The organism is Methylococcales bacterium (genome assembly GCA_030949405.1).
Taxonomy (GTDB): Bacteria; Pseudomonadota; Gammaproteobacteria; order Methylococcales; family Methylomonadaceae; genus WTBX01.
This window is the reverse complement of record JAUZSN010000002.1, coordinates 1,893,042-1,919,059: the sequence shown is the minus strand read 5'-3', so window position 1 is coordinate 1,919,059 and position 26,018 is coordinate 1,893,042. Positions and strand designations below refer to the sequence as shown.

Below are 26,018 nucleotides of genomic sequence, written 5' to 3'. Positions count from 1 at the left end.
TCAGTAATAATATAAAGGTAACATGGAGATTAATAGGCGAACTTTCAATATAATTTACCCAAGTTCGGTTGTACTTTTAAAAATTAGGTATAATTTGACTCTGGTTTTAACATTAAGATGTGGGGATGACATCTTTAATTTATAAAGGGAACGTCTCGTGGCTATTTATGCAATTGGTGACATACAAGGGTGCTATGATGATTTATTACGTTTACTTGAGGTGATTAATTTTGATCCTAAAAATGACCAACTTTGGTTTGCGGGTGATTTAGTTAATCGGGGAGATAAATCATTAGAAACGCTACGTTTTGTAAAAGGGCTTGGGGCGGCGGCGATTACCGTATTGGGTAATCACGATTTACATCTTCTTGCGATTGCCTATTTACATAAAAAACCGAAATGCAAAGATTCATTTGATGCCATTCTTCGCGCAAGTGATCGAGATGAGTTAATGAACTGGTTACGAAAACGCCCTTTTTTTCATTATAATGATGAGTATTGCTTACTTCATGCGGGATTACCACCACAATGGAGCATTGCACAAGCTAAAAAAATGGCTCTTTCATTGGAAAAAGTTTTAAAATCGGATGATTATCTGGCATTTTTTAAGGTTATGTATGGAGACCAGCCTGATTTATGGTCTAAAAACTTAGAGGGCGTTGATCGTTTACGCTTTATTCTTAATTGTTTTACACGGTTGCGTTATTGTGATGCGATGGGGCGTTTAGATTTTTACCATAAAGATAAACCAGGAACACAACCTAAGCACTTACAACCTTGGTTTAGTTTTAAATCCCGTAAAAATAATGAATTAAAAATTATTTTTGGTCATTGGTCAACTTTAGGATTTTATCAAGATAAAGATTGTTATGGTATTGATACTGGATGTTTATGGGGGGGGCAGTTAACGGCCTTAAAATTAGGACAAACGACTAAGCGCATTAGTATTGACTGTGGTTAACGTTACTTTTCTATCCTATTTATTATACAAATAAGAACGTAATGAATGTTGAGCCGATCAGTAAATAAGTTAGGGATAATTTAATTTTTTCTAATAACCTTAATGTGTACCAAAAGCCCATAAATTGTCGTCTAAAGCCCTCGCCTATATCACTTAAGTAATCGTATATGCGTGGTGATGCAATCCATAAATAAACCAGACTACATAAAGCAATGGCTAAAAATAAATTAAGAACAATAATTTCACTCACATGATGGCCAACTCCTAACATCTCTTGGGCAATTTCTTCTAAATTATATTCCATGAATTCAAATATAACTTCAATTAGATAACTTAACATCCCCAACCAAATATCATACATAAAGAGGACAATTGTAATTGCAATAACTTTTTGGTTAATCGTTAAATTTATGGGTGATTTTCTTAATAAAACTTTCATAGTTTATAGTGTTGAACCTAAAGTATTTGATCGTGTTTTTAGAAAGACTCAATATATCAAGATAAGTTTCCATCTCTGTTTCATTGCTTTTTTTAATAAATTTCAAACAAAAAAAAACCGTTGTACTTTCGTAAACGGTTTTTTTAAATTTAAGCTTGGCAATTCCCTACTTTCACATGGCAACCTGCCACACTATCATCGGCGCTAAGAGGTTTCACTTCTGAGTTCGGGATGGGATCAGGTGGTTCACTCTCGCTATGGTCACCAAGCAATTTGGTGTAATAAGTAACTCACTTATTATCAATCAATGCAGCTCTGTTGCATTGAGTTGGAAATCTGTATCAATTCTCTTCGCTTTAAAAGCATGTTAACTTCCAATAACGACCCAAACTGATTGGGTGTTATATGATCAAGCCTCACGGGCAATTAGTATCAGTTAGCTTCACACATTACTGCGCTTCCACACCTGACCTATCAACGTTGTAGTCTCCAACAGCCCTTCAGGGAACTTTAAGTTCCAGTGAGATCTCATCTTGGGAGGGGCTTCGCGCTTAGATGCTTTCAGCGCTTATCCTGTCCGAACGTAGCTACCCAGCAATGCCTCTGGCGAGACAACTGGAACACCAGGGGTTCGTCCACTCCGGTCCTCTCGTACTAGGAGCAGCTTCCCTCAAATCTCAAACGCCCACGGCAGATAGGGACCGAACTGTCTCACGACGTTCTGAACCCAGCTCGCGTACCACTTTAAATGGCGAACAGCCATACCCTTGGGACCTGCTTCAGCCCCAGGATGTGATGAGCCGACATCGAGGTGCCAAACACCGCCGTCGATATGAACTCTTGGGCGGTATCAGCCTGTTATCCCCGGCGTACCTTTTATCCGTTGAGCGATGGCCCTTCCATTCAGAACCACCGGATCACTATGACCTACTTTCGTACCTGCTCGACACGTCCGTCTCGCAGTCAAGCACCCTTATGCCATTGCACTAAACTCCTGATTTCCGACCAGGATTAGGGTACCTTCGTGCTCCTCCGTTACTCTTTGGGAGGAGACCGCCCCAGTCAAACTACCCACCATACACTGTCCCCAACCCGGATAACGGGTCTAGGTTAGAACTTCAAACATACCAGGCTGGTATTTCAAGGGTGACTCCACCCCACCTAGCGATGTGGTTTCAATGTCTCCCAGCTATCCTACACAAGTAGGTTCAAAGTCCAGTGTAAAGCTATAGTAAAGGTGCACGGGGTCTTTCCGTCTAGCCGCGGGTATACGGCATCTTCACCGCAATTTCAATTTCACTGAGTCTCGGGTGGAGACAGTGTGGCCGTCGTTACGCCATTCGTGCAGGTCGGAACTTACCCGACAAGGAATTTCGCTACCTTAGGACCGTTATAGTTACGGCCGCCGTTTACTGGGGCTTCGATCAAAAGCTTCGTGCAAGCACTAACCTCATCAATTAACCTTCCAGCACCGGGCAGGCGTCACACCCTATACGTCCACTTTCGTGTTTGCAGAGTGCTATGTTTTTGCTAAACAGTCGCAGCCACCAGTTTAATGCTGCCCTCTTTGGCTCCATCCGCAAGGGACTTCACCTACCAAGGGCGTACCTTCTCCCGAAGTTACGGTACCATTTTGCCTAGTTCCTTCACCCGAGTTCTCTCAAGCGCCTTAGAATTCTCATCCCACCCACCTGTGTTGGTTTGGGGTACGGCTCGTTATAACCTGAAGCTTAGAGGTTTTTCTTGGAAGCATGGCATCAATCACTTCGGTTCATCCCCGAGGGGATTACTTCTCGTCATCACATCTCAGGATTAACAAAAGTCCGGATTTACCTAAACTTTCTCCCTACCTGCTTAAACAACCTATTCCAACAGATTGCTGATCTAGCCTTCTCCGTCACCCCATCGCAGTTATAACAAGTACAGGAATATTAACCTGTTCTCCATCGACTACGCCTTTCGGCCTCGCCTTAGGTACCGACTAACCCTGCGTCGATTAGCGTTGCGCAGGAAACCTTGGGTTTTCGGCGTGGGAGTTTTTCACTCCCATTATCGTTACTCATGTCAGCATTCGCACTTCTGATACCTCCAGCCCACTTCTCAATGAACCTTCAACAGCGTACAGAACGCTCCTCTACCACCTTACTCAAAGTAAGATCCGTAGCTTCGGTATATAGCTTAGCCCCGGTAAATCTTCCGCGCAAGCCGACTCGACCAGTGAGCTATTACGCTTTCTTTAAAGGATGGCTGCTTCTAAGCCAACCTCCTGGCTGTCTGGGCCTTCTCACATCGTTTTCCACTGAGCTATAATTTTGGGACCTTAGCTGACGGTCTGGGCTGTTTCCCTCTTCACGACGAACCTTATCACCCGCCGTGTGTCTCCCGTGCTGCAACTTGTTGGTATTCGGAGTTTGCATTGGGTTGGTAAGTCGGGATGACCCCCCTAGCCAAAACAGTGCTCTACCCCCAACAGTTATACACGAGGCTCTACCTAAATAGATTTCGAGGAGAACCAGCTATCTCCGGGCTTGATTAGCCTTTCACTCCGATCCACAACTCATCCCCTCATTTTTCAACATAAGTGGGTTCGGTCCTCCAGTAGGTATTACCCCACCTTCAACCTGGTCATGGATAGATCGCCCGGTTTCGGGTCTACACCTTGCGACTAAACGCCCTATTAAGACTCGCTTTCGCTACGCCTCCCCTATTCGGTTAAGCTTGCCACAAAATGTAAGTCGCTGACCCATTATACAAAAGGTACGCAGTCACACCGATAAATCGATGCTCCCACTGCTTGTACGCATACGGTTTCAGGTTCTATTTCACTCCCCTCACAGGGGTTCTTTTCGCCTTTCCCTCACGGTACTAGTTCACTATCGGTCAGTAAGGAGTATTTAGCCTTGGAGGATGGTCCCCCCCTATTCAGTCAAAGTTTCTCGTGCTCCGACCTACTCGATTTCACACCTAATAAGTTTTCGTGTACGGGGCTATCACCCTGTATCGCCAGACTTTCCAGACTGTTCCACTAACTTAATAAATGCTTAAGGGCTAATCCCCGTTCGCTCGCCGCTACTAAGGGAATCTCGGTTGATTTCTTTTCCTCTGGGTACTTAGATGTTTCAGTTCTCCAGGTTCGCTTCCTTACCCTATGTATTCAGGTAAGGATACTTATCTTATGATAAGTGGGTTTCCCCATTCGGAAATCTTCGGATCATAGTGGGTTTGAACACTCCCCGAAGCTTATCGCATTCTACAACGTCCTTCATCGCCTCTTACTGCCAAGGCATTCACCGTATGCGCTTATTCACTTGACCATATAACCCCAATAAGTCTGTTAAGGCTTATTTAACGTTATACGGGTTCGCTAACATTTTCGCTTTTTTCTGCTTGAGAACTCATTATTCAACAGTTTAATTATAAAAATTAATCCATTGTTTAACTCGTTTTAAAATATTTATCGTTATAATAAAGATAAACACTATAGTTACAGATTTCCAAATTTTTAAAGAGCTTATTAATAACCAAAGTTACCAATTCTATAAAATCTTAACCTACAAAATCTTATAGAAATGGTGGAGCTATGCGGGATCGAACCGCAGACCCCCTGCGTGCAAGGCAGGTGCTCTCCCAGCTGAGCTATAGCCCCAATAGATACAGACACAAATAGAGATGAAAAACTTATTTTCCATCCTTAAAATTATCTATAAATTGGTGGGTCTGGGAGGATTTGAACCTCCGACCTCACCCTTATCAGGGGTGCGCTCTAACCAACTGAGCTACAGACCCAATTCGTCTGAGCATTAAACCGAAATAATTTGTTGTGGATACTTATGCCTAACTTAAGTCATTTTGTAAGGAGGTGATCCAGCCCCAGGTTCCCCTAGGGCTACCTTGTTACGACTTCACCCCAGTCATGAATCACAAAGTGGTGAGCGACCTCCCGAAGGTTAGTCTACCCACTTCTTTTGCAACCCACTCCCATGGTGTGACGGGCGGTGTGTACAAGGCCCGGGAACGTATTCACCGCGACGTTCTGATTCGCGATTACTAGCGATTCCAACTTCATGGAGTCGAGTTGCAGACTCCAATCCGGACTAAGACCAGCTTTCTGGGATTTGCTTACTCTCGCAAGTTCGCAGCCCTCTGTACTGGCCATTGTAGCACGTGTGTAGCCCACCCCATAAGGGCCATGATGACTTGACGTCGTCCCCACCTTCCTCCGGTTTATCACCGGCAGTCTCCCTAGAGTTCCCACCATTATGTGCTGGCAACTAAGGATAAGGGTTGCGCTCGTTACGGGACTTAACCCAACATCTCACGACACGAGCTGACGACAGCCATGCAGCACCTGTCACAGAGTTCCCGAAGGCACTCAATTATCTCTAACAGATTCTCTGGATGTCAAGGGGTGGTAAGGTTCTTCGCGTTGCATCGAATTAAACCACATGCTCCACCGCTTGTGCGGGCCCCCGTCAATTCATTTGAGTTTTAGCCTTGCGGCCGTACTCCCCAGGCGGTCAACTTAATACGTTAGCTCCACCACTAAGTACCGAAGTACCCAACAGTTAGTTGACATCGTTTACGGCATGGACTACCGGGGTATCTAATCCCGTTTGCTACCCATGCTTTCGTTCCTCAGCGTCAGTTTTAGTCCAGGAAGCCGCCTTCGCCACTGGTGTTCCTTCAGATCTCTACGCATTTCACTGCTACACCTGAAATTCCACTTCCCTCTCCCAAACTCTAGTCTGCCAGTTTTAAATGCCGTTCCCAAGTTAAGCTCGGGGCTTTCACATCTAACTTAACAAACCGCCTACGAACGCTTTACGCCCAGTAATTCCGATTAACGCTTGCACCCTCCGTATTACCGCGGCTGCTGGCACGGAGTTAGCCGGTGCTTCTTCTAAAGGTAATGTCAATCTAATGGCTATTAACCACTAGGTATTCCTCCCAATTGAAAGTGCTTTACAACCCTCAGGCCTTCTTCACACACGCGGTATTGCTGGATCAGGCTTTCGCCCATTGTCCAATATTCCCCACTGCTGCCTCCCGTAGGAGTCTGGGCCGTGTCTCAGTCCCAGTGTGGCTGATCATCCTCTCAGACCAGCTATAGATCGTCGCCTTGGTGAGCCATTACCTCACCAACAAGCTAATCTAACATAGGCTCATCTAATAGCACGAGGTCCGAAGATCCCCCGTTTTCCCCCGTAGGGCTTATGCGGTATTAGCACGAGTTTCCTCGAGTTGTCCCCCACTACTAGGCAGATTCCTATGCATTACGCACCCGTCCGCCACTCGTCAGCCAGAAGCAAGCTCCTGCTGTTACCGTTCGACTTGCATGTGTTAAGCATACCGCCAGCGTTCAATCTGAGCCATGATCAAACTCTTCAGTTTAAACGTGCATTGGTTGATTTTATAAAGATAAACCAACCAAAAAATCTTGACTCGATTCAGAATTAAACGTAAACATTCAAATGAATGATTGTTCAGTGTAAATACTGTCTCGAATATTTTTTACAAACTTAATATCCAAGCACAAGTACCCACACAAATTATTTCGATTTACTTGTTAAAGAGCGTAAGAACCGAAGTTCTTAATCACTTTAAAGAGTTAATTAACTCTCCTTAGTGAGCCGACCATTATAACTTAATGTTCGTTTTTGTCAACACCTTGTTGAAAATTCTTTTTCCTTAAAGTTCTTCCCGAAACAGTGTGTTGCTGAAAGAAAGGCGTATTATACAGTTCTATTTTCTTTCGTCAACACTTTTACAAAAATATTTTTGTCTATATTCAACATTCCTTTACTTTCAATAGGTTACTGTAAAAAATTAATTTATCTTATCCTAATCATTCTATATATTTAGTGACTATTAACCTTCTCCTAACCTTTTATCCCTCAAATTAATGATAAATAATTACCCTTTTCCACAAACAATTATCCAAATTTTTTGTAAAGCCCCTATTGCCAGACAAGTTAAAACTCGCTTAACACCTGAATTAACAATAGACCAAGCTGCTATTGTACATCAACATTTATCAAAAAATATAATTAACCAACTTTCTAAATTCAAGCTTTGTCCTTTGCAATTATGGTGTTCACCTAATGAAAACCATCCTTTTTTTCAACAACTTAAGATTGATTACAATTTATCTTTGCAGGTTCAATCTACAGGAGATTTAGGACTGCGGATGTTTAATGCTATAAATTCTGGTTTAAATGATTATCAACAGGTTCTATTAATAGGGTGTGATTGCCCCTCATTTAATAAACAAGATTTTATTAATGCGATTGAAGCTTTAGAACGGGGCGTTGATGTGGTTATCGCACCGACAGAAGATGGCGGTTATAGTTTAATCGGTTTAAACCAGTCTCAAATTAGCTTATTTGAGAATATGACTTGGGGGCATTCTGAGGTTTTAAAGACAACACTAATAAAAATTAAGCAGCAAAATTTGAATTGTAAAATACTGAGACAACAGTGGGATATAGACACAGCTGGAGATTGGACGAGATATTGTCAACAAAATGACATACAAAAAATAGAAGATCTAGTGCAAAAAGATTAGGCTTACGAAAATATTAATTTTAAATCGTTTCCTACTTGTCGAGTTTGTTTTAAATGAAATTCCTTTTTATCTGCCATTGTTTGCAAAGTGGGGATATTAAATAAACCGCGTCCTTGATCGCCTAAAATAACGGTCGCCATGTAAATAACCCACTCATCAACTAATCCCGTTTCTAATAATGCACCATTTAATATAGCCCCAGCCGGCTACCAACTTAAGGCGGGACAGCAGTAAATTCAACTACTGCATGGTTATTAACTTTCATTCAACCTTGAAGTTAAAAGTGTCCCGCTTTAAGTTGGTAGCCGCCCCAGCCTCAACTAGAACCTCATTAATTTGCTGTTTTGCTAAAAATAAAAAGACGGTCTTTAAATCTAAACGTCCTTTTCGTTCTGCTAAAACAAACACTTCAAAGCCGGCCTGTTCTAAAACCTGCTTTTTTATTTTATCTTTAGAACACGTTAAAATTAAACAACGACCGTCAAGCAAACGCATTTTTGCATCACAGGGCATTTGTAACGGGGTCAGGGGTCAAGTCTTGCAATTTGCGTATAATTTCACCTATACTGCATTATTGTATTTATAGTAGTAGGTGAAAGATGAGCCGCCCACGTTCGGTTATTTGATCTTAACACATTATGCACAATGAAAGACCTGACCCCCAATTTTCTTTAACCATATTTTAGAAACTATTGGTTTATTAGTGTTTTAAAGTCACAACACAAAATAAATAATGAAAGAACAAGCCAAGGAAAGTAATGAAAAATAGATTGTTCAAAAGTTAGCATAATTTCAATTTCATTTTAACTTGTCGCACACCCCTTGATTTTGTAGTATTACCAAGCTGGCTGACCCCTTGATTTCCCAAGCTGGCTGACCCCTTGATTTCTCGAAATTACCATTACATAACAATGCAGCCGAACTCGGCGCAAGAAGACAAGTGCGTGCGCGAGACATAAGCTTCCAGACTCGAAATGAGAAAGGCACGAAAATCAAAGACAGTTTTATGAGTCTTGCTGAAACGGCTAAAAAACTAGCCGTGAGTTTTTATGATTATGTTTATGACCGAGTTAGTGGTGAATTCAAAATGCCGTCTATGGCGAATCTTATCGCTCAAAAAGCGCAAAGTTTGCAGGTCTGATATTTGTTTTACCCTGAAATTTAAAGTAGATACGTATTGTTGATATGGAAAAATATCGTGACGCAACTAAAAAATAGCGATTAGGTTAAACGAACATCTTCTGCAACAATCCTTTTTTATAGTCCTTTGTGCCATTTAGTTGTTTTTCTACGAGGTTTATTTTTTGATCGAGTTCGGTTAGGAAGTTGGCGATTTTAGTTTGTTCTTCAAGACAAGGGAAATTTATTAAACAATGACTAATTTCACCTAAATTTATTTTTTTAGGGAATGCAACATGAATAATCCTTTTATGTAATTCCTTTTGAAAAAGTGAAGATTTAATATACTGATTAATAAATAAAGTATTATTAATTTCTGTTTTTTTTATTAAGGCAAGACTTACATAAAATGAAGCATTAACATCCCAATTAATATATTTTGATGTTCCAATATCTCCTATTTTAGTCATCAAAATATCACCTTTTTCCAGTTTTACCCTTTTATTTTCTTTTTCAAAAACCTCTTTAGAAATAAATTTTGTATTAAAAAAATTATTACTGGTTAAATGTTCAACACTATAAAAAGGTATTCCCTCTTTTTTATAATCAGGAGTCATATGAGTACCATCATAAATTTTTGTAACATCCCCCAACCTTTTAACTTCCCAATCAGGGTAAGCATTGCCGTTGTCGTCTTTAAATCTCAACTCTTGAGAAAAAACCTTTTGCATCAGCCCTTTTTTATAGCGTTCTAAAAGCTGTTTTTTCTTGCTTAACTGCTCTATTTTGCTGTCGATTTGGGTTAAGAAATCAGCTATTTTTTGTTGTTCTTTAATGGATGTTAGAGAAATATTTAAAATTTTATACTCTTCCGCATTTATTCCAGGTTGTCCTGATCTTACAGACATAACATGAACCCAGTTATCATAGTAACTTCTTAATGACTGACTAAAAATAAAATATGGATTATTCAACTTAATTGTAAATTTAATTAAAAAACCTGCAAAATATAACTTTCCATCTTTAGGAGTATATAAATAACTTTTTCCTACACTAGCTCCTGTTCTAGTAAAAACAATATCGCCTTCTTTTAACTTAAACTTATCATCTAAATCACCACTTGGGGTTGTTAATGGATTAGGCTTAAATCTTCTTGAACCTTCATCTATATCGGTTATTCTTAAATATTGATTTTCACCATCAAAGTTTATTGCTGAACTATTAAGTCCATACATTACATTTTCAGAAACCTCTCCTAATTTCTTAACTTCCCACTCCCCCGAAAACTCAGGAAACCGTAACACAGGCACTTTATTCAAATGATTCAAAGGAAACAAAACCCTCTCTTTATCAATAATTTCTTTAAAATAAGGCTTAACCGCCTTCATATCAACAACATCGACCCGATAAGGCAGCCGTGAATCTTCAAACGCTATTTTTAGCGCAGTCAATAATTTTAGCTCTATTTTAGCATCACATTCTATGGCTAAATCTAAATCAGAACCCACTAAAGAACGACTTTTAGCACGACTACCAAAAATCCAAACCGTGCAATCCTCTTGCAAATACTTCGCTAAAATATCCCTAACGATAACTAGCTCTTTTGGTGTCACATCAAATTTAATTTTCATTATTAGTAATTTTCATTATTAGCATTAATACGTTCACTTAAAAATAAAATCTCATGATAAAACGCGGGTAATTGTTCCACAATTTCAACAGGAAATCAAGGGGTCAGCCAGCTTGAAATCAAGGGGTCAGCCAGCTTGATATTGAAATCAAGGGGTCAGCCAGCTTGATATTAATGGAAATCAAGGGGGCAGCCAGCTTGATATTGAAATCAAGGGGTCAGCCAGCTTGATATTAATGTAAAGAATCAAGGGGTCAGCCAGCTTGATATTAATGTAATATCAAGGTATAATTTATATGTCTGTCACTATAAGTAGTTGGTGTATGCCGTGTATCAAGAAAAAATAAAATATTTTGAAAATATAGAAAATTTAGGCGGTAAGGCTTGGGAACATGCTGTCACTTTAGATATACTAAATAAATCTAATATTAAAGATTGCTCAATTCATTGTTTTCATTATCAACAGATGCTAGAGTTATTGATTAAGCATTTACTAGAAACTCAAAGTAAATTTGGAGCTTATAGTAAAACACATAAGTTACAAAAACTATTAGAGGAGTTGATTGCTAACACTTCATTTAAAACTGATAAAACACAGTATTTTATGGCGCTACAGGTCATTACTGTTTGCGCGGAAGAGTATCGTTATAATTTTTTAATTGATTGTGCAGGGTATAAGCAGAGTGTAAAAATTTGTGATGATTTGTTGAATGAGCTACTTGCTTATATAAAATAAAAAGAGGCTTAATTTATATGGCACGATTACCCAGAATAGTCATTCCCAATCAACCGTTACATATTATGCATCGTGGAAACAACAAGCAAAACATCTTTGAATCTGAAGAGGATATGCAACGGATTAAAGAAGATATTGCCTCTGCTTTATCTAAAACAGGTTGTGCATTACATGCCTATGTCATTATGTCTAATCATTTGCATTTATTAATAACCCCTCAAAGTAAAAAAAGTCTTGCAACCTTTATGCAAACAATGGCGAATCAGTATACACGCTATTTTAATGCCAAACACAATCGAACTGGAACGATTTGGGAAGGTCGGTTTAAATCTTGTTTGGTAGATAGTGAACAGTATCTATTTGTGTTGTATAAATATATTGAAATGAATCCTGTTAAAGCTGCCATGGTTAAAAATGTAGGGGATTATATGTGGTCAAGTTATGCTCATAATGCTTTGGGTAATAAGGATGCGTTAATCACGGAGCATGTGCTTTATAAATCACTTGGTATCAATAAATGCCGTTATGATGCGTACAAAGATTTTTTTAATACACTAACTATTTCTAATCAACAAAATAAGGATATTACTAAAGCTACACTAGCTGGTGAGGTGTATGGTAGTAAGATTTTTCATGATAAAATAAGATTAATGGTTTCTAGGGTTACACGATTAGGGCAACATGGTGGCGATAGAAAAAGTGATATTTATAAAACGAAAAGAGATCAGACCTGATAACCTGACACAAAACATTTAAGCTATTGGGCTACCAACTTAAACCATTCATACTTCGACAAGCTCAGCACGAACGGCTTAATCTCAACTTGTCCCGTCTTAAGTTGGTAACCATAAATTTAATCTAAGGATTCTACACATTCAATGTCTCATTACTCTTTTCAACACGCAACCTTACAAATTTTCTGTAAAGCCCCTGTAGCAGGCAAGGTTAAAACCCGTTTAACACCCGAATTAACCCCAAAACAAGCCGCTATCATTCATCAATATTTATCGGAAAAAATAATTGAACGCCTGATTGAATTCAAATTATGCCCTTTACAATTATGGTGCTCTCCTGATATAGACCACCCCTTTTTTCAACAATTAGACGCTTATTATAATTTGTCCCTACATACCCAATCAGAAGGTGACTTAGGTCTGCGAATGTTCAATGCCTTAGAGAGCGGTTTAAAACATTACACTCATACACTACTCATAGGCTGTGACTGCCCGTCATTCAACCGACAAGACTTTATGAATGCTATTGAAGCCTTAGAACAAGGACATGATGTCGTTATCGCTCCCACGGAAGATGGAGGGTATAGTTTAATTGGCTTAAATCAATCGCAAATGGGCTTATTTAATGACATGACCTGGGGGCATTCTAACGTTTTTGAAACCACTCTGGCTAAGGCTAAAAAATTAAATCTAAACGTTCATTTACTTAAACAACAATGGGATATTGACACCCCTTTAGATTGGAAACGATATAATAATCTCTATGGCGTACAGGCTATAGATACCAATAATTTTTTAAAATTTAATTAATTTACCCCAGTTCAAAATCTAACTGACATAACGCTTTTGCCGCATGTAATCGCCCATTTAACAACGCTTCTGTTAAATTTTCCATACGCGCCATATAAACATCGGTGTATTCGCCAAACGCTTGCGGTAAATGATAACGTTCAAGCCGTGAAAGATTACCATCAAAGGCCGCCGATACAGAAAGTAAATCTAAAATAAAATACCGCTCATGTGTTTCTACCTCACTTAATACCTGTAAAAAATCATCCCAATTATCATACTCAACTTGTTTTTTAATTTTAAAAACATCACTCAACTTAATCATCAAAATCAACATATTAGGGTGATAATTTTGTGATAAAACCATCGTTGTTGCAACCGCCCTAATCGCCCCTTCACGTGCTTTAGGGGATAAACGATCCATTAATTCAGCCTGCATAATACTGTCCGCTAAATAATGCGCTAATCGATTACCAAACAAACGCAATCGTGCTTCCTTTGCAACTTTATACATCACAAAAGCATCCCAAATCCCTGTAATAGGGATGGCAATCCATGTAAACCCTAAACGACTACTGCCTTTACCAAAAATACGGATAAAAAGAAACTTAATCACTAAGCCACTCAATATCACTTTCGCTTTATAAAGCACACTAATAAAAAGTAATTTCGTTCTCGGCGCATGTTTTAAAGGATCAATCCCTAAATAATGCACCACCGGATCAGGGACTTCTAAGGCCGCTCGCGCTAAAATATTAGCGACCGCATCATTTCCAGGCAGCGACATCTCATCATTAGCATAGTGATGACCTGTTAAGCACGCTAACCCATGCACTGTTTTTAAACTTAACCAAAATAACACCCCCATTTCTATCACTAACATAGCAATAACAATTAAACCATAATAAAAATAATAGAGGGTTTCATCCATTCTTTGATAATATTGCCATTCAAACCAAACCGAAATCATCGTGGTTAATGCCCCCACACTAAAGGCAATAATCGCTGCAAAATGCGTCATATTTGCCGCAATGGAACACATAACATCATCAGGCGGCAAATCATCAATCGACAGGGAGGCCATTTTGGAAATTCCTGCTTTTTTGGCCATATACTGATAGTATTTAACCCCTATTTTTTCTAAAATACCTGATTCTTCTTCACGAACAGCGTAATTTTTTTCGGAGGCGTACTTATTTTCTGACATAATTAAACACTACAAAAAATTAATAAAAATAAACGTTAAAATTTCAGCAACCCATTTAAAACGAGACAAAATGGATTGCGCCTTTTCCATTAAACATTCAAGGTAAACATCATTTGATTCGACTTTTTTTAATTATACTGTTGATTTTTCTGGTCTGGTTTTTATTGTGGCTATTTTTAAGAATACCTGCGGAAATCCAAGCAAAATACATTAAAAAAATAACACTTTGGGTAACTGTCATCGCGTTATTATTACTGACCCTGACAGGAAAACTAAATGGTATCATTGCATTATTCGGTCTTATCATCACCGCGATAATTCGACTGTTACCTACCCTGCTGCGCTTTTTTCCGCAATTTCATCAACTATGGTCTATATTTAAAAACAAGCCTGAGCAAGATGACCGTCAACACAAAACTAACACCGCGCCAGAAACTAAGGATCAAATGACAAAAAAAGAAGCTTATGCGATTTTAGGGTTAGAATTAGGGGCAAGTGATCAAGATATTATTTCAGCCCATCGACAATTAATGCAAAAAGTACACCCTGACCGTGGAGGTTCTAATTATTTGGCCACTAAAATTAATCGAGCAAAAAAAATTTTACTACAAAAATAACGCTATTAAACAGGCTTTATTTTTGTAATTAATAACCATCGTTTTTAATTCAATGTCTATTTCCCGAAAATTACATCTTGTTTTACACCTTTTACTGCCTTTATCGCTACAGGCCTGTCAAAAAAATGAAACAAACGCCGCTGAAACCCTCGCTGAGTCATCCCTTGCAAAACAAACAATAAAATATTACAACGTTAAAGCTGGGGATACTTTAATTAACATTAGTGTTCGATATGGCTGTAGTTACCAAGATATTGCGCGTTGGAATCATATCAAACCACCCTACGCAATAGCGATTGGCCAACAAATAAAACTTTTTAAAACGATAAGTTCCGCTTCAATTATTCAAAATAAAGCCGCGCCTACGTTACTAAAATCTGCTGCTATACCCACCACAACCTTAACACAAAAATCATCCCCTCCCCGTCTTAGACAAAATTTTAATTTTGTCCCCTACACCATCAAAAAAGGGGATACTTTATTTTCAATTAGCCGCCATTTTAAGGTTGATCGCCACCTTATTGCTGCCGCCAATAATCTTTTAGCCTTAAATAAATTAAATACAGGACGTAAATTAAAGATTCCTAATACGAAACAAAAACATAGCGAACAAGAATTAACCTACAACCAGCCCCCCCCTATTCAAAACCTGAGATTTAATCCACAAAAAACTTCAATAATTTCAAATAATAACGAAAACATGTTAAAGTTTTACTGTCACTGGCCAATTAACGGAAAAATCTTAAAAACATTTTCCACAACAGGTCACAGAGGAATCGAAATTAGTGGATATTCAGGGCAAAAAGTAAAAGCCGTTGCCAATGGTATTGTCGTTGCAGTGAATGCAAGTATTTATGGCTATGGCAAATTTGTAGTCATTAAACATCATAATCATTACATGACCTCTTACGCTAATAATCATCGAACCCTCGTTAAACGCGGCCAAATAGTAAAACAAGGTCAAGTCATAGCAGAGCTTGGGAAGATTGGATACAAAGCACCGTTACTAAAATTTGAAATTAGAAAAGCGGGCAAACTCATCAACCCAATGTATTTTTTACCTAAAAGGTAAGCACGCTTTAATAAAGCTTGGAGGTTAATATGAAGGTAGAATTAGTTGAAATGGTAACAGATAACATGGGAATGTCTTTTTCTGAAAATGTTAGTTTTAATGCCGATGATAATGTTACTGAACGTGTTGAAACTCGCCGTCAAGACCCTCCTAAAATAGAAGGTTCTGAGGCAATCGACTTGCAACAAGCCCCCCATTTTGATGCAACCCGTATTTACTTAAATGAATTGGGTAAGTCAAAACTCTTAACCGCTGAAGAAGAAAAGTTTTATGGAAAACGAGCCATAAAAGGGGATCAAGAAGCCCGTAAGGTGATGATAGAGAGTAACTTACGATTAGTGGTAAAAATTTCAAAACGTTATTTAAATCGAGGACTCCCGTTATTAGATTTAATTGAAGAGGGAAATTTAGGCTTAATACGCGCGGTTGAAAAATTTGATCCCGATCGTGGTTTTCGCTTTTCGACCTATGCAACATGGTGGATTAGACAAACCATAGAGCGAGCGATTATGAATCAAACACGCACCATTAGACTCCCTATTCATATTGTTAAAGAAATGAATGTTTATTTAAAAGCCCAACGATTTTTAACGCAAAAATTTAATGCGGAACCTTCAATGGACGACATTGCAACCTATGTTAATAAACCCGTTCAAACTGTAACAAAAATTTTAAAACTCAATGAACGCGTAACGTCTGTTGATATTTCTTATAACCAAGACTTTGAACGTTCCATTATTGATTCCATTGCGGACGATGAAAATAAAGCCGCTCCCGAATCATTACAAGAAGAAGGCATTAAAAATAATGTCGCTAAATGGGTGTTTCAATTATCCGAAAAACAGCGTGAAGTCATTTGCCGTCGTTATGGTTTATGTGGCTATGAAAATGCAACCTTAGAACAAGTGGCTAAGGAATTAGAAGTCACCCGAGAACGCGTCAGACAAATTCAAATGGATGGTTTGAAACGCTTAAAAGAAATTTTAGAATTTAGTGGCTATTCTTTTGAAGCTATTTTTCATTAAAAAAAGTTCCGCCAATCAATGTAATATGAGTCTAAAAAATTAAAATGAATACGCTATTTTTCATTCTGTCAATACTATGACTGTTTAATTCAAAATTATAATAAGAGAATCAAAATGAAGATCAAACAATTCATAGGACAATTTTTACTCGTTATTATTTCAACGACGGCCATTGCAGAGGACACACAAACCTGTTTAGGAGCAGCCGTCACTCAGACAGCCATGAATCAATGTACGGGCATTGCCTACAAGGAAGCCGATGCGGAGTTAAATCGGGTTTATAAAAAAATCGTAGTCCGTTACCAAGACAATGCTTTGTTTTTAAAAAAATTAAAAAAAGCACAACTTGCGTGGATTAAACTTCGTGATGCTGATTTTGAGTTGCAATACCCACATACCGATGAAGCGAACTATTACGGCAGTATATTTCCTATGTGTGCGAGCAATTATAAAACACAACTGACCTTACAACGCGTTGTATTTTTAAAGCAGTGGCTCCTCGGTCTCAAAGAAGGGGATCTTTGTAGTGGCTCTAAAAAATCTCAATAAGACTTATAAAAACCTCATTTTTTAAAACATGAGGTTTTATTCACCATAAAAATTTAAGCCGATAAAAACATCGCATCCCCATAACTAAAAAAACGGTACTCTTGCTTTATCGCATGTTGATACGCTATTTTGGTCGCCTCATACCCTGAAAATGCTGAAATCAACATTAATAACGTTGACTCAGGCAAATGAAAATTCGTCAGCATCGCATCCACACTTTTAAATTCATAACCGGGTGTAATGAATAAATCGGTATGACCTAATCCCGCCTTAAGGACACCCTCTTTAGAGGCAGATTCTAAGGCTCGCACTGCCGTTGTTCCAATAGCAATCACCCGTCCCCCTTTTGCCCGCGTTTTTTCAATCGCCGTCACCGTAGCGTCATCAACTCTAAAATATTCCTTGTGCATTAAATGGTCATCTAAATTTTCAACACGAACCGGTTGAAAGGTACCACTACCGACATGCAATGTTACAAAAGTCATTGCGATCTCACTCTCTCGAAACCGCTGCATTATTTTATCATCAAAATGAAGCCCTGCGGTCGGTGCAGCAACCGCCCCTTTTTGTTTGGCAAACACCGTCTGATAACGTTCTAAATCCGATTCATCATCTTCACGCGTAATATAAGGTGGCAACGGGATATGACCTATTTTATCCAATAATGTCAATAACGTCGTTTCTCCCTTAAAATAGAGTTGAAATAAATCCGCCTCTCGTCCTAATACCTCACAACTAAAACCGTCCTCTAATTCAATCGTTGACCCTGATTTAGGCGACTTACTCGCTTTTATATGCGCAATAGCCCTATTTTCATCGACTATTCGCTCAATTAAAATTTCAACCTTCCCCCCTGCTGTTTTTTTTTTACCAAATAAGCGGGCGGGAATCACTTTAGTATCATTAAAAACTAATAAATCATCGGGGTTAAGTAAATCAAAAAAATTATTAAACTGCTTATCCTCTAACTCTCCTGTCTTTTTATTCATGCAAAGTAAACGACTATCGCCACGATTTTTCAGTGGTTTTTGAGCGATAAGCTGCGGGGGAAGTTGGTAATTAAAGTCACTTTTTTTCATAGAGAGCGATATTATCAGCTTTGGCGATTTAATTCACGAAAAAAAATACTAGTATTTTTCAAGTCATTACTCTATAATTATGGATTCTGTGCCGGGGTGGTGAAACTGGTAGACGCGCTGGATTCAAAATCCAGTTCCTTCGGGAGTGTCGGTTCGATTCCGACCCTCGGTACCACAGATTATAAAGTTTAAACACTTAAGCATTAGCCTGCAAACACTGATATTTTTAAGTATTAAGTGTATGCGGGCTTTTTTATGCGTGGTGTTTTATTATTTTCGTGTTTGACATACTCCAAAAATATGAACTCTACTGAAGAAGTTATTGAAGATTTAAAACAAGGTAAAATGGTTATCATTATGGATGATGAAGACCGTGAGAATGAAGGGGACCTAGTGATGGCGGCCTCATTTGTTCGTGCTGAAGATGTTAATTTTATGGCACGTTATGGGCGCGGGTTAATTTGTTTAACGTTAACAGGCGACCGTTGCCAGCAATTAAAATTACCCTTAATGGTGGATGAAAATAACACCCCTTACTCAACTAATTTTACAGTTTCTATAGAAGCGGCAACGGGGGTTACGACAGGAATATCAGCCGCCGATCGAGCATTAACGATTCAAACCGCCGTTGCTAAAAAGGCAACTGCGGATGATTTAGTTCAACCCGGTCATATTTTTCCTTTAAAAGCACAAGCAGGCGGCGTACTTAATAGAGCAGGTCATACCGAAGCGGGCTGTGATTTAGCACGATTAGCAGGGCTAGAACCTGCGGCCATGATTGTTGAAATTTTAAATGATGATGGCAGTATGGCAAGACGTACGGATCTTGAAAAATTTGCCCAAAAACATCAGTTAAAAATAGGAACAATTGCCGATTTAATTCACTACCGCATTGAACATGAAAGCACCTTAGAACGTGTAAGTGAATGTAATTTTCCAACAGAATTTGGGGACTTTAGACTTTACGCCTATCAAGATAGAAACGACAATAACCTGCATTTAGCCTTAGTGATGGGGGATATTTCAACGGATGCTCCCGTGCTTGTGCGGGTTCATGCGCGTAACTTACTCGATGATGTCCTCGCCTCTAAACGTAACCCGTGCAGTATTTCTGTTCGAGACGCGATGAAAAAAATTGCTGAAGAAAAACGCGGCGTACTCGTTATTGTTAGGCAACAAGAAGGCGATCAATCCTTAGTTGAACTCATTCATCATTATCAAATGGAAGATAATGGCTTTGTTATGGACTCTAAAAAAACAGAAAGCAATAATGACTGGCGAACAACGGGAACGGGGTCACGGATTTTAGCCGATTTGGGGGTGCATAAATTAAAAGTATTAGGGACTCAAAAAAAATATATTGGGTTATCAGGCTTTGATTTAGAACTCATCGAATATGCTAACAAAGAAAGTTAGTCCCCACGTATCGACCCGTTCTTAAAACAGAATAAGGATGAGTAGAGAGGCAAAGCCTTCCCTCTCTACTCATCAAATTTTTAAGACTTACTCATTATTAAGTGGCAATAATTGTTTAAACTGCTTTTCCTTTTCAAACTGCTCACCCGCTTCCTTATATTTTTCTTGCTTAAATAAAAACATCCCATACGCGTTATACAAAAGATCATCATTTAATTTTTCTGCCCGTTCAATTTCAATAGCAGACTTAAAAGCGGCCTCAGCTTTATCATTTTCCCCCATTGACTCATAGGTTAAGGCCAAATGAAACCACGCTTTATAAAACTTAGGTTGTTTTTCAATGACTTGCTCTAATATTTTCACAGCAAAAATATAACGCTCACTTTTCCTAAGCACGCGGTCTAATTTATACTTAACTAAAATATCACTGGGAATTATTTCTTTTTTTTCGGTGGGGATGAGTTGAGTAGAGGGAATGGCGGCTATCATTTGCCGTTGTTTTGGATTAGTTTCAGGGTTAAAATTTTGTTGCTGCAACGTATTTTGATAATAATTAGCCCGTGCTATCTCAATCAAATCACTGACTGTCTTTGCGCGTTGCTGAAAGGCAAATAAGCTGTCAATATTATATTTTTTATTTAACCGATTGTTAATATAGGATAAGTCTATATTATCTAAACTTAAATCATCGCGTAATGATATATTTTTTGAAATTTCATCAAATTTAATTTTTGTAATCACCTCTAAAGCACGAAAAATTTCCTTATCAATATCGTCATTAGGTTCAGATCGATTATCATCTGCATAGGCAATTGAAATAGGGTTTAATGTTAACAATAATTGCTGCGTATTTTCAATAATTCCATTGGGAACAATTTTATAAGAATTTGTTTTTTTTGTATAAATTATTTTTGAACGTTTTAAATACGAGTTAGAAACAGGTACTTTGATTTCTTTAATTTTGGTGCTATTGGAATCAGGCGATAAAATAAAAAGATAAGAGCCGATCGGATAGTTTGTTGAAATAGGGACTGAAAAGCGTCCTTTACTGTCCGTTAATAAAATTAAAACCCGCCCTTCAATTTCAATTTCAATTTGCGCTCCGCCAATAGGAAACTCATCCCCATAATCATTGGAGACTAAACGCATATCTAAAAAACGCGGCGCGGTTAATAAATAGATAAATAAGATGACAAAAGATACATAGGTAAAGACCTGAACCCATTGCGGCATGAGTAAAAATCGGTCTTTGATAAATTTAAATAAACCATCCATTAACAAACTATCCTATTGTATTGTAACAATCATTATTTTTTATTCAGTAAGCCTTTAAGATTAGCAAAAGGATTATGTGTTCCCCCAACATTATCTTCAACAACCCCTGATTCGACACTCCCATAGCGCACTTGCTCTTCATAACGCGAATGTTCATTATCGTGGCAATATAAGCATAATAGCTCCCAATTACTGCCATCGGATGGGTTTTGATCGTGATTGTGATTTTTATGGTGGACGGTGAGTTCTTGCAAATTTTTATGCGTAAACTCCCGCGCACAACGCCCACAAACCCACGGAAATAATTTTAACGCCTGCTCTCTATAACCCTTCTCTCGATCTTCTTTATAACCTCGAGCTTCCGCAATAATTTTATTGCCTTCTGTTTGAGTCGCCTGTTGATTCATCTCTATTTCACCTTAATTACAATGCCTGTACCGCTGCAACAATGTCATGAGGCAACATAGATTTATTCAAGGCCAAATTAGCCCCTAATGCTTTAATCGTCGGTAAATATCCATCATTGGATGAAATAGCAACGATTAAGCTGGTCGAACATTCTTTTCTAATCGCCCTAACAATTTCAAAGCCATCTCTATCAGGCATAAAAACATCTAATACGATGGCATGGGGTGAATGCTCATTAAATAACGCTTCCGCGTTTAAACTATCTGTTGTAGTGACGACATGATACCCTTCCATTTCAAAGGCATTTTGCAAAATAAGCAAAGAAATTTCATCATCATCAATAATAAGTATTGTCGCGTTTTTATCCATTTTTATAATCTTGTCATAGACTGTTTAATTCATTATTATTCATTTTTTCCCTTATAGTATATAGGGTTTTTTACCCCCCAGTCGCATTCATATACCTCAAAATAATGGGTTGCTCGTCAAGACTAAACTCATGCTGCTCAGGCTTAATTTTCATTGCCTCAACAATAACTTGTTTTAGATACGTCATATCCCCTGGGTTTGCCCGAATAATATGTTTTAAATCAATGGAATGTTCATTGCCTAGACACAATAATAAACGCCCTTCCACGGTTAAACGGACTCGATTGCAGGTCGAACAAAAATTTTCACTATGCGGGGATATAAAGCCCACCCGTGTATGGGTCGCGGGGACTTGAAAATAATTGGACGGGCCGCCTGTTTTTTCAACACTGGGAATAAGCAAAAAACGCTGCGCTAAATCTGCTTTGATAAAATCACTTGAATAATAACTTTCGGCACGATTGTGTTGACTAACAATCCCTAGCGGCATTTCCTCAATAAAACTAATATCAATCCCTTTATCAATCGCAAATTGAACCAAATCACACACTTCTTGATGATTACGATTTTTTAAAATAACCGCATTAATTTTAATTCGTTCAAACCCCGCGTCTATCGCTGCATCAATACCCGCCAGTACTTGCTGCAAATCGCCTGTACGCGTAATGGCTTTAAACTTAGCCGCCTTCAAGGTATCCAAACTAATATTAATCCGTTTAACCTGCGCTTGCTTTAACCCTTCGGCCATTTGAACTAAATGCGACCCATTGGTTGTCAGAACTAATTCCTTCAACGCCAAGGTATGACCAATTTTATCCATTAGTCCAAGAACCCCTTTTCTTATCAAAGGTTCACCGCCTGTCACGCGAACTTTTTTAACCCCTAATTCAACAAAGGCTTTTGTAATGGTATAAATTTCCTCAAGCGTTAAAATCTGCGCACGCGGCAGAAATGTCATTTCTTCCGCCATACAGTACACACAACGAAAATCACAACGATCCGTTACTGAAATTCTTAAATAATCAATTTTTCGCCCAAAACGATCAATTAATGGCGACGAGGGTAAATTATTCATAGGTTATTATAAATTATTTAAAATACAAAACCGTGATATTAATCACAACATATAATGAGGCATAAATCACAATTAAACGATTAAAACGTGTTAATTATTTTTAACTCGGTGATAGATTATAAGCCCATTCCCTATTAAACAAAAACTATTGAGTGTAACACTTTAGATTATGCCATAGATTTTAGATAAAACCGACCGTATTAACAATGAAAAAATTTAAACGCGCCCATCTTATCCCCTTTATTCTTATCCATTTTAACCGCACTAAGTGATTGACTACCGTCTATGCATGTTTCATGATTCGCGCTTTTTCACGTTGCCAATCACGATCTTTGGAAGTCGCCCGTTTATCATGTAATTGCTTACCTTTGGCTAAACCAATTTCAAGTTTAGCTCGTCCTTTCACCCAGTACATGGACAACGGAATGATGGTATACCCCTTTCGTTCTACCGCCCCAATTAAACGACTTAATTCGCGTTTATGTAACAACAGCTTTTTAGACCGAATATTATTAGGCACGACATGAGTAGATGCCGATAGTAACGGAGAAACGTGCGCGCCAAATAACCATGCCTCCCCTCTTTTAAGCAAAACATAACTTTCTTTTAATTGAATTCGTCCATCTCGAAGACTTTTAACTTCCCAGCCTTGTAAGACAAGTCCAGCTTCAAAACGTTCTTCAACAAAATAATCATGCCGTGCATGACGATTAACCGCAATATTATTATCGGCTGATTTGTTTTTTTTCTTGGATTTTTTCGTTGCCATTACTTTATAAAAAGATTATTAAACTGACTAAAGGGAATATTTTTGTTATTTTACCTGATTCATTCATAAAAATTTAGTTTTAAACGGGGGAGTGGGTGTGTCAGAGATAAAAAAATCACAACATAGCGAATGGTCATCTCGATTTGCGTTTATTTTAGCGGCAACGGGATCAGCGGTTGGCTTAGGAAATATTTGGAAATTTCCTTATATCACAGGTGAAAATGGCGGCGGGGCATTTGTCATCGTCTATTTACTCTGTGTCATTGCGATTGGTATTCCGATTATGATTGCGGAAACGATGCTCGGACGACGTGGACGGCAAAGTCCAATTAATACGATGTCACAGTTAGCCAATGAGGCAGGTGCTAATAAAAATTGGCATTATGTCGGCTGGTTAGGGATTACTTCAGGTTTTTTAATCCTTAGTTATTACAGTGTCATTGCAGGCTGGGTATTGTCCTATGTCTTTAACGCCTTTATAGGCAGTTTCTCAGGCGGCACGGTAGACACCATTGGGGCGTTATATCAAGGTTTAATAGATAGCCCTGTCCAGCAAGTTTTTTGGCACAGTCTTTTTATAGTAGCAACCATGCTTATCGTTGCCCGTGGTATACAAGGTGGATTAGAAAAGTCCGTTCGCTTTTTAATGCCAACCTTATTTGTTTTACTCATTTTATTGGTCGGCTATGCGATGACCACAGGTTATTATCAACAAGGCCTTGATTTTCTATTTAAACCTGATTTTAGCCAAATAGATGCCGATGCTGTTTTAACCGCAATGGGACATGCCTTTTTTACCTTAGGGTTAGGTATGGGCGCGATTATGGTTTATGGCTCTTATTTACCTAAAAATATATCCATCGCTAAAACCACCTTAATTATTGCAGGGGCTGATACCGTCGTTGCCTTATTAGCGGGGATCGCTATTTTTCCATTAGTATTTGCCAATGGGTTAGAAGCCAGTGCAGGGCCTGGATTAATTTTTCAAACACTGCCTTTAGCCTTTGGTAACATGATAGGAGGCTGGTTATTTGGTCTTTTATTTTTTATATTACTTTTTTTTGCCGCCCTCTCGTCCTCAATTTCATTGATAGAACCTGCGGTTGCTTTTTTAGTTGAAAATAAAAACATTAAACGTCAACAGGCATCTATTTATACAGGATTAATGGTCTGGGCGGTGGGCGTAGTGGTTGCCTTGTCCTTTAATGTTTGGTCTGATGTTACTCTATTTGGTAAAAGTATTTTTCACTTACTTGATTATTTAACCGCTAATTTAATGTTACCGTTGGGTGGGCTTTGTATCGCTATTTTTGCAGGCTGGATTATGAAGACTAAAGACACTGAGCATGAATTAGCCATGGAAAAATCAGACTACTACTCAATATGGAAATTTTTAATTTCGTATGTTGCCCCGCTCGCCGTGTTTATTGTCCTGTTAAATGTCATCGGGGTTATTGGATGATTACTGTGGTACAAAAAAGTGCCTTAGTAAAGTTTTCAGCACAGCAAATGTTTGATATTGTTAATGATATTGAAACCTACCCCGAGTATTTACCTTGGTGTAAAAGTAGTCGTATTTTAACGCAAAATGAAGATATTATTGAAGCTGAATTAGTCATTGCAAAAGGGGGCTTACAAAAATCATTTTCGACTCGAAATAAATTAGACCCTGGGGGCCGAATTTATATGACGTTATTAGACGGCCCGTTTAAATCACTTGAAGGGGTCTGGAACTTTATGCCCTTACGTGAAGATGCCAGTAAAATATCGTTGGATTTAGAATTTGAAGTCATGGGAAAACTAGCAGGATTAACCTTTGGCGCGGTTTTTAGTCAACTTTGTAGCGGCATGGTTTCAGCCTTTAGTACACGAGCAAAACACCTTTATGACTGATACACAGATCACGATTGAAGTGGCTTACGCGCCTCATAATGAACAAGTTCTGATTCCTTTAAAAATCGCAAAAGGGACGTGTATTGAACACGCTATACAGGCCTCAAACTTATTAATGCGGTTTCCTGACATTGATCTTAAAAAAACAAAAGTAGGGATTTTCGGAACTATTTATCCGTTAAATAAAGTATTAATCGAAGGCGATCGCGTTGAAATTTATCGTCCATTACGTTGTGATCCTAAGCAAGCACGTCGTGATAGAGTAAAGTAGGTATCGAAGAGCCGTTTTCC

The 26,018-nt window shown here is 38.5% G+C and carries 25 protein-coding genes, 3 tRNA genes and 3 rRNA genes; 15 read left to right on the top strand and 16 right to left on the bottom strand.

What is annotated here, in order from left to right:
- The first annotated feature begins 157 nt into the window (after positions 1-157).
- Positions 158-961: a symmetrical bis(5'-nucleosyl)-tetraphosphatase gene (locus Q9M50_09930; protein ID MDQ7090945.1), complete on the top strand. Its 804-nt coding sequence runs from the start codon at positions 158-160 to the stop codon at positions 959-961.
- 22 nt (positions 962-983) lie between these two features.
- Here the strand turns inward: Q9M50_09930 and Q9M50_09925 are convergent, their stop codons facing one another.
- From Q9M50_09925 to Q9M50_09900, 6 genes are all read right to left on the bottom strand, one after another.
- The gene (locus Q9M50_09925) at positions 984-1,400 is read right to left on the bottom strand and encodes a hypothetical protein (protein MDQ7090944.1); all 417 of its coding nucleotides are present in this window, start codon (positions 1,398-1,400) and stop codon (positions 984-986) included.
- 153 nt (positions 1,401-1,553) lie between these two features.
- Positions 1,554-1,669, bottom strand: a 5S ribosomal RNA gene (gene rrf, locus Q9M50_09920).
- A 136-nt stretch (positions 1,670-1,805) separates the two neighbouring features.
- Positions 1,806-4,714: ribosomal RNA gene (locus Q9M50_09915) — 23S ribosomal RNA — on the bottom strand.
- Between the two features lie 256 nt (positions 4,715-4,970).
- Positions 4,971-5,046: transfer RNA gene (locus tag Q9M50_09910), tRNA-Ala, on the bottom strand.
- A gap of 63 nt (positions 5,047-5,109) precedes the next feature.
- Positions 5,110-5,186: transfer RNA gene (locus tag Q9M50_09905), tRNA-Ile, on the bottom strand.
- A gap of 66 nt (positions 5,187-5,252) precedes the next feature.
- Positions 5,253-6,791 (bottom strand): 16S ribosomal RNA (locus Q9M50_09900).
- Together the 16S, 23S and 5S rRNA genes with 2 tRNA genes alongside form the textbook arrangement of a ribosomal RNA operon.
- 511 nt (positions 6,792-7,302) lie before the next feature.
- On the opposite strand from Q9M50_09900, the gene Q9M50_09895 reads away from it, so the two are divergent.
- On the top strand, positions 7,303-7,965 hold the full coding sequence (locus Q9M50_09895) for a TIGR04282 family arsenosugar biosynthesis glycosyltransferase (GenBank protein MDQ7090943.1): 663 nt from the start codon (positions 7,303-7,305) through the stop codon (positions 7,963-7,965).
- A 2-nt stretch (positions 7,966-7,967) separates the two neighbouring features.
- Here Q9M50_09895 and Q9M50_09890 read toward each other — a convergent pair whose 3' ends face one another.
- Both Q9M50_09890 and Q9M50_09885 read right to left on the bottom strand, forming a co-directional pair.
- Positions 7,968-8,159 (bottom strand): dihydrofolate reductase family protein, encoded by a 192-nt coding sequence (locus Q9M50_09890; protein ID MDQ7090942.1) that lies wholly within the window; start codon positions 8,157-8,159, stop codon positions 7,968-7,970.
- A gap of 67 nt (positions 8,160-8,226) precedes the next feature.
- Complete coding sequence (locus tag Q9M50_09885) at positions 8,227-8,478, bottom strand: hypothetical protein (GenBank protein MDQ7090941.1); 252 nt, start codon at positions 8,476-8,478, stop codon at positions 8,227-8,229.
- A gap of 427 nt (positions 8,479-8,905) precedes the next feature.
- Here Q9M50_09885 and Q9M50_09880 point away from each other — a divergent pair, with 427 nt between their 5' ends.
- Positions 8,906-9,106: a hypothetical protein gene (locus Q9M50_09880; protein ID MDQ7090940.1), complete on the top strand. Its 201-nt coding sequence runs from the start codon at positions 8,906-8,908 to the stop codon at positions 9,104-9,106.
- Between the two features lie 85 nt (positions 9,107-9,191).
- Here the strand turns inward: Q9M50_09880 and Q9M50_09875 are convergent, their stop codons facing one another.
- Positions 9,192-10,715, bottom strand: coding sequence for a restriction endonuclease subunit S (locus Q9M50_09875; GenBank protein MDQ7090939.1), 1,524 nt, complete (start codon positions 10,713-10,715; stop codon positions 9,192-9,194).
- Between the two features lie 327 nt (positions 10,716-11,042).
- Between Q9M50_09875 and Q9M50_09870 the strand changes: the two genes are divergently transcribed.
- From Q9M50_09870 to Q9M50_09860, 3 genes are all read left to right on the top strand, one after another.
- Positions 11,043-11,450, top strand: a complete 408-nt coding sequence (locus Q9M50_09870) for a HEPN domain-containing protein (protein MDQ7090938.1) — start codon at positions 11,043-11,045, stop codon at positions 11,448-11,450.
- 17 nt (positions 11,451-11,467) lie between these two features.
- Complete coding sequence (locus Q9M50_09865) at positions 11,468-12,184, top strand: transposase (GenBank protein ID MDQ7090937.1); 717 nt, start codon at positions 11,468-11,470, stop codon at positions 12,182-12,184.
- 144 nt (positions 12,185-12,328) lie between these two features.
- Positions 12,329-12,994, top strand: coding sequence for a TIGR04282 family arsenosugar biosynthesis glycosyltransferase (locus Q9M50_09860; protein ID MDQ7090936.1), 666 nt, complete (start codon positions 12,329-12,331; stop codon positions 12,992-12,994).
- 1 nt (position 12,995) lies between these two features.
- On the opposite strand, the gene Q9M50_09855 is transcribed toward Q9M50_09860, so the two are convergent.
- A complete protein-coding gene (locus tag Q9M50_09855; GenBank protein MDQ7090935.1) occupies positions 12,996-14,180 on the bottom strand; it encodes a hypothetical protein in 1,185 nt (394 codons plus the stop codon).
- 140 nt (positions 14,181-14,320) lie between these two features.
- Between Q9M50_09855 and Q9M50_09850 the strand changes: the two genes are divergently transcribed.
- The 4 genes from Q9M50_09850 (at position 14,321) to Q9M50_09835 (ending at position 17,443) form a co-directional block, all read left to right on the top strand.
- Complete coding sequence (locus Q9M50_09850; GenBank protein ID MDQ7090934.1) at positions 14,321-14,797, top strand: DnaJ domain-containing protein; 477 nt, start codon at positions 14,321-14,323, stop codon at positions 14,795-14,797.
- Between the two features lie 52 nt (positions 14,798-14,849).
- Positions 14,850-15,869, top strand: coding sequence for a M23 family metallopeptidase (locus Q9M50_09845; protein ID MDQ7090933.1), 1,020 nt, complete (start codon positions 14,850-14,852; stop codon positions 15,867-15,869).
- 29 nt (positions 15,870-15,898) lie between these two features.
- On the top strand, positions 15,899-16,894 hold the full coding sequence (gene rpoS, locus Q9M50_09840) for an RNA polymerase sigma factor RpoS (protein ID MDQ7090932.1): 996 nt from the start codon (positions 15,899-15,901) through the stop codon (positions 16,892-16,894).
- 114 nt (positions 16,895-17,008) lie between these two features.
- The gene (locus Q9M50_09835; GenBank protein ID MDQ7090931.1) at positions 17,009-17,443 is read left to right on the top strand and encodes a lysozyme inhibitor LprI family protein; all 435 of its coding nucleotides are present in this window, start codon (positions 17,009-17,011) and stop codon (positions 17,441-17,443) included.
- Between the two features lie 53 nt (positions 17,444-17,496).
- On the opposite strand, the gene queA is transcribed toward Q9M50_09835, so the two are convergent.
- Positions 17,497-18,522: a tRNA preQ1(34) S-adenosylmethionine ribosyltransferase-isomerase QueA gene (gene queA / locus Q9M50_09830; protein ID MDQ7090930.1), complete on the bottom strand. Its 1,026-nt coding sequence runs from the start codon at positions 18,520-18,522 to the stop codon at positions 17,497-17,499.
- Positions 18,523-18,612: 90 nt separating this feature from the next.
- Here queA and Q9M50_09825 point away from each other — a divergent pair.
- Together Q9M50_09825 and ribBA are read left to right on the top strand one after the other, a co-directional pair.
- Positions 18,613-18,697: transfer RNA gene (locus Q9M50_09825), tRNA-Leu, on the top strand.
- 125 nt (positions 18,698-18,822) lie between these two features.
- Complete coding sequence (ribBA, locus tag Q9M50_09820; protein MDQ7090929.1) at positions 18,823-19,938, top strand: bifunctional 3,4-dihydroxy-2-butanone-4-phosphate synthase/GTP cyclohydrolase II; 1,116 nt, start codon at positions 18,823-18,825, stop codon at positions 19,936-19,938.
- A gap of 87 nt (positions 19,939-20,025) precedes the next feature.
- Here ribBA and Q9M50_09815 read toward each other — a convergent pair whose 3' ends face one another.
- The 5 genes from Q9M50_09815 to smpB form a co-directional block, all read right to left on the bottom strand.
- Entirely contained in the window at positions 20,026-21,213 is a 1,188-nt protein-coding gene (locus Q9M50_09815; GenBank protein ID MDQ7090928.1) for a hypothetical protein, read from the bottom strand.
- A 32-nt stretch (positions 21,214-21,245) separates the two neighbouring features.
- Positions 21,246-21,620: a YajD family HNH nuclease gene (locus Q9M50_09810; protein ID MDQ7090927.1), complete on the bottom strand. Its 375-nt coding sequence runs from the start codon at positions 21,618-21,620 to the stop codon at positions 21,246-21,248.
- A gap of 16 nt (positions 21,621-21,636) precedes the next feature.
- A complete protein-coding gene (locus Q9M50_09805; protein ID MDQ7090926.1) occupies positions 21,637-21,990 on the bottom strand; it encodes a response regulator in 354 nt (117 codons plus the stop codon).
- A gap of 70 nt (positions 21,991-22,060) precedes the next feature.
- A complete protein-coding gene (moaA, locus tag Q9M50_09800) occupies positions 22,061-23,065 on the bottom strand; it encodes a GTP 3',8-cyclase MoaA (protein MDQ7090925.1) in 1,005 nt (334 codons plus the stop codon).
- A 283-nt stretch (positions 23,066-23,348) separates the two neighbouring features.
- Entirely contained in the window at positions 23,349-23,834 is a 486-nt protein-coding gene (gene smpB / locus Q9M50_09795; protein MDQ7090924.1) for an SsrA-binding protein SmpB, read from the bottom strand.
- A gap of 97 nt (positions 23,835-23,931) precedes the next feature.
- Between smpB and Q9M50_09790 the strand changes: the two genes are divergently transcribed.
- Genes Q9M50_09790 through Q9M50_09780 form a run of 3 tightly spaced genes read left to right on the top strand, consistent with a single transcriptional unit; the run spans position 23,932 to position 25,998 of the window.
- Positions 23,932-25,296, top strand: a complete 1,365-nt coding sequence (locus Q9M50_09790) for a sodium-dependent transporter (GenBank protein ID MDQ7090923.1) — start codon at positions 23,932-23,934, stop codon at positions 25,294-25,296.
- Positions 25,296-25,727 carry a type II toxin-antitoxin system RatA family toxin gene (locus Q9M50_09785; GenBank protein ID MDQ7090922.1) on the top strand — a complete coding sequence of 144 codons (432 nt, stop codon included), beginning with the start codon at positions 25,296-25,298 and terminating at the stop codon, positions 25,725-25,727. The genes Q9M50_09790 and Q9M50_09785 overlap by 1 nt, the downstream gene beginning before the upstream one ends.
- Complete coding sequence (locus Q9M50_09780; protein ID MDQ7090921.1) at positions 25,720-25,998, top strand: RnfH family protein; 279 nt, start codon at positions 25,720-25,722, stop codon at positions 25,996-25,998. The genes Q9M50_09785 and Q9M50_09780 overlap by 8 nt, the downstream gene beginning before the upstream one ends.
- Positions 25,999-26,018 lie beyond the last annotated feature (20 nt).

What these genes read in the sequence shown, in the direction of transcription:
- Q9M50_09925 (MDQ7090944.1), bottom strand. Translation starts at nt 1,400, where the DNA reads ATGAAAGTTTTATTAAGAAAATCACCCATAAATTTAACGATTAACCAA.
- Q9M50_09895 (MDQ7090943.1), top strand. Translation starts at nt 7,303, where the DNA reads ATGATAAATAATTACCCTTTTCCACAAACAATTATCCAAATTTTTTGT.
- Q9M50_09885 (MDQ7090941.1), bottom strand. Translation starts at nt 8,478, where the DNA reads ATGCCCTGTGATGCAAAAATGCGTTTGCTTGACGGTCGTTGTTTAATT.
- Q9M50_09875 (MDQ7090939.1), bottom strand. Translation starts at nt 10,715, where the DNA reads ATGAAAATTAAATTTGATGTGACACCAAAAGAGCTAGTTATCGTTAGG.
- Q9M50_09865 (MDQ7090937.1), top strand. Translation starts at nt 11,468, where the DNA reads ATGGCACGATTACCCAGAATAGTCATTCCCAATCAACCGTTACATATT.
- Q9M50_09860 (MDQ7090936.1), top strand. Translation starts at nt 12,329, where the DNA reads ATGTCTCATTACTCTTTTCAACACGCAACCTTACAAATTTTCTGTAAA.
- Q9M50_09855 (MDQ7090935.1), bottom strand. Translation starts at nt 14,180, where the DNA reads ATGTCAGAAAATAAGTACGCCTCCGAAAAAAATTACGCTGTTCGTGAA.
- Q9M50_09845 (MDQ7090933.1), top strand. Translation starts at nt 14,850, where the DNA reads ATGTCTATTTCCCGAAAATTACATCTTGTTTTACACCTTTTACTGCCT.
- rpoS (MDQ7090932.1), top strand. Translation starts at nt 15,899, where the DNA reads ATGAAGGTAGAATTAGTTGAAATGGTAACAGATAACATGGGAATGTCT.
- Q9M50_09835 (MDQ7090931.1), top strand. Translation starts at nt 17,009, where the DNA reads ATGAAGATCAAACAATTCATAGGACAATTTTTACTCGTTATTATTTCA.
- queA (MDQ7090930.1), bottom strand. Translation starts at nt 18,522, where the DNA reads ATGAAAAAAAGTGACTTTAATTACCAACTTCCCCCGCAGCTTATCGCT.
- ribBA (MDQ7090929.1), top strand. Translation starts at nt 18,823, where the DNA reads ATGAACTCTACTGAAGAAGTTATTGAAGATTTAAAACAAGGTAAAATG.
- Q9M50_09815 (MDQ7090928.1), bottom strand. Translation starts at nt 21,213, where the DNA reads ATGGATGGTTTATTTAAATTTATCAAAGACCGATTTTTACTCATGCCG.
- Q9M50_09810 (MDQ7090927.1), bottom strand. Translation starts at nt 21,620, where the DNA reads ATGAATCAACAGGCGACTCAAACAGAAGGCAATAAAATTATTGCGGAA.
- Q9M50_09805 (MDQ7090926.1), bottom strand. Translation starts at nt 21,990, where the DNA reads ATGGATAAAAACGCGACAATACTTATTATTGATGATGATGAAATTTCT.
- moaA (MDQ7090925.1), bottom strand. Translation starts at nt 23,065, where the DNA reads ATGAATAATTTACCCTCGTCGCCATTAATTGATCGTTTTGGGCGAAAA.
- smpB (MDQ7090924.1), bottom strand. Translation starts at nt 23,834, where the DNA reads ATGGCAACGAAAAAATCCAAGAAAAAAAACAAATCAGCCGATAATAAT.
- Q9M50_09780 (MDQ7090921.1), top strand. Translation starts at nt 25,720, where the DNA reads ATGACTGATACACAGATCACGATTGAAGTGGCTTACGCGCCTCATAAT.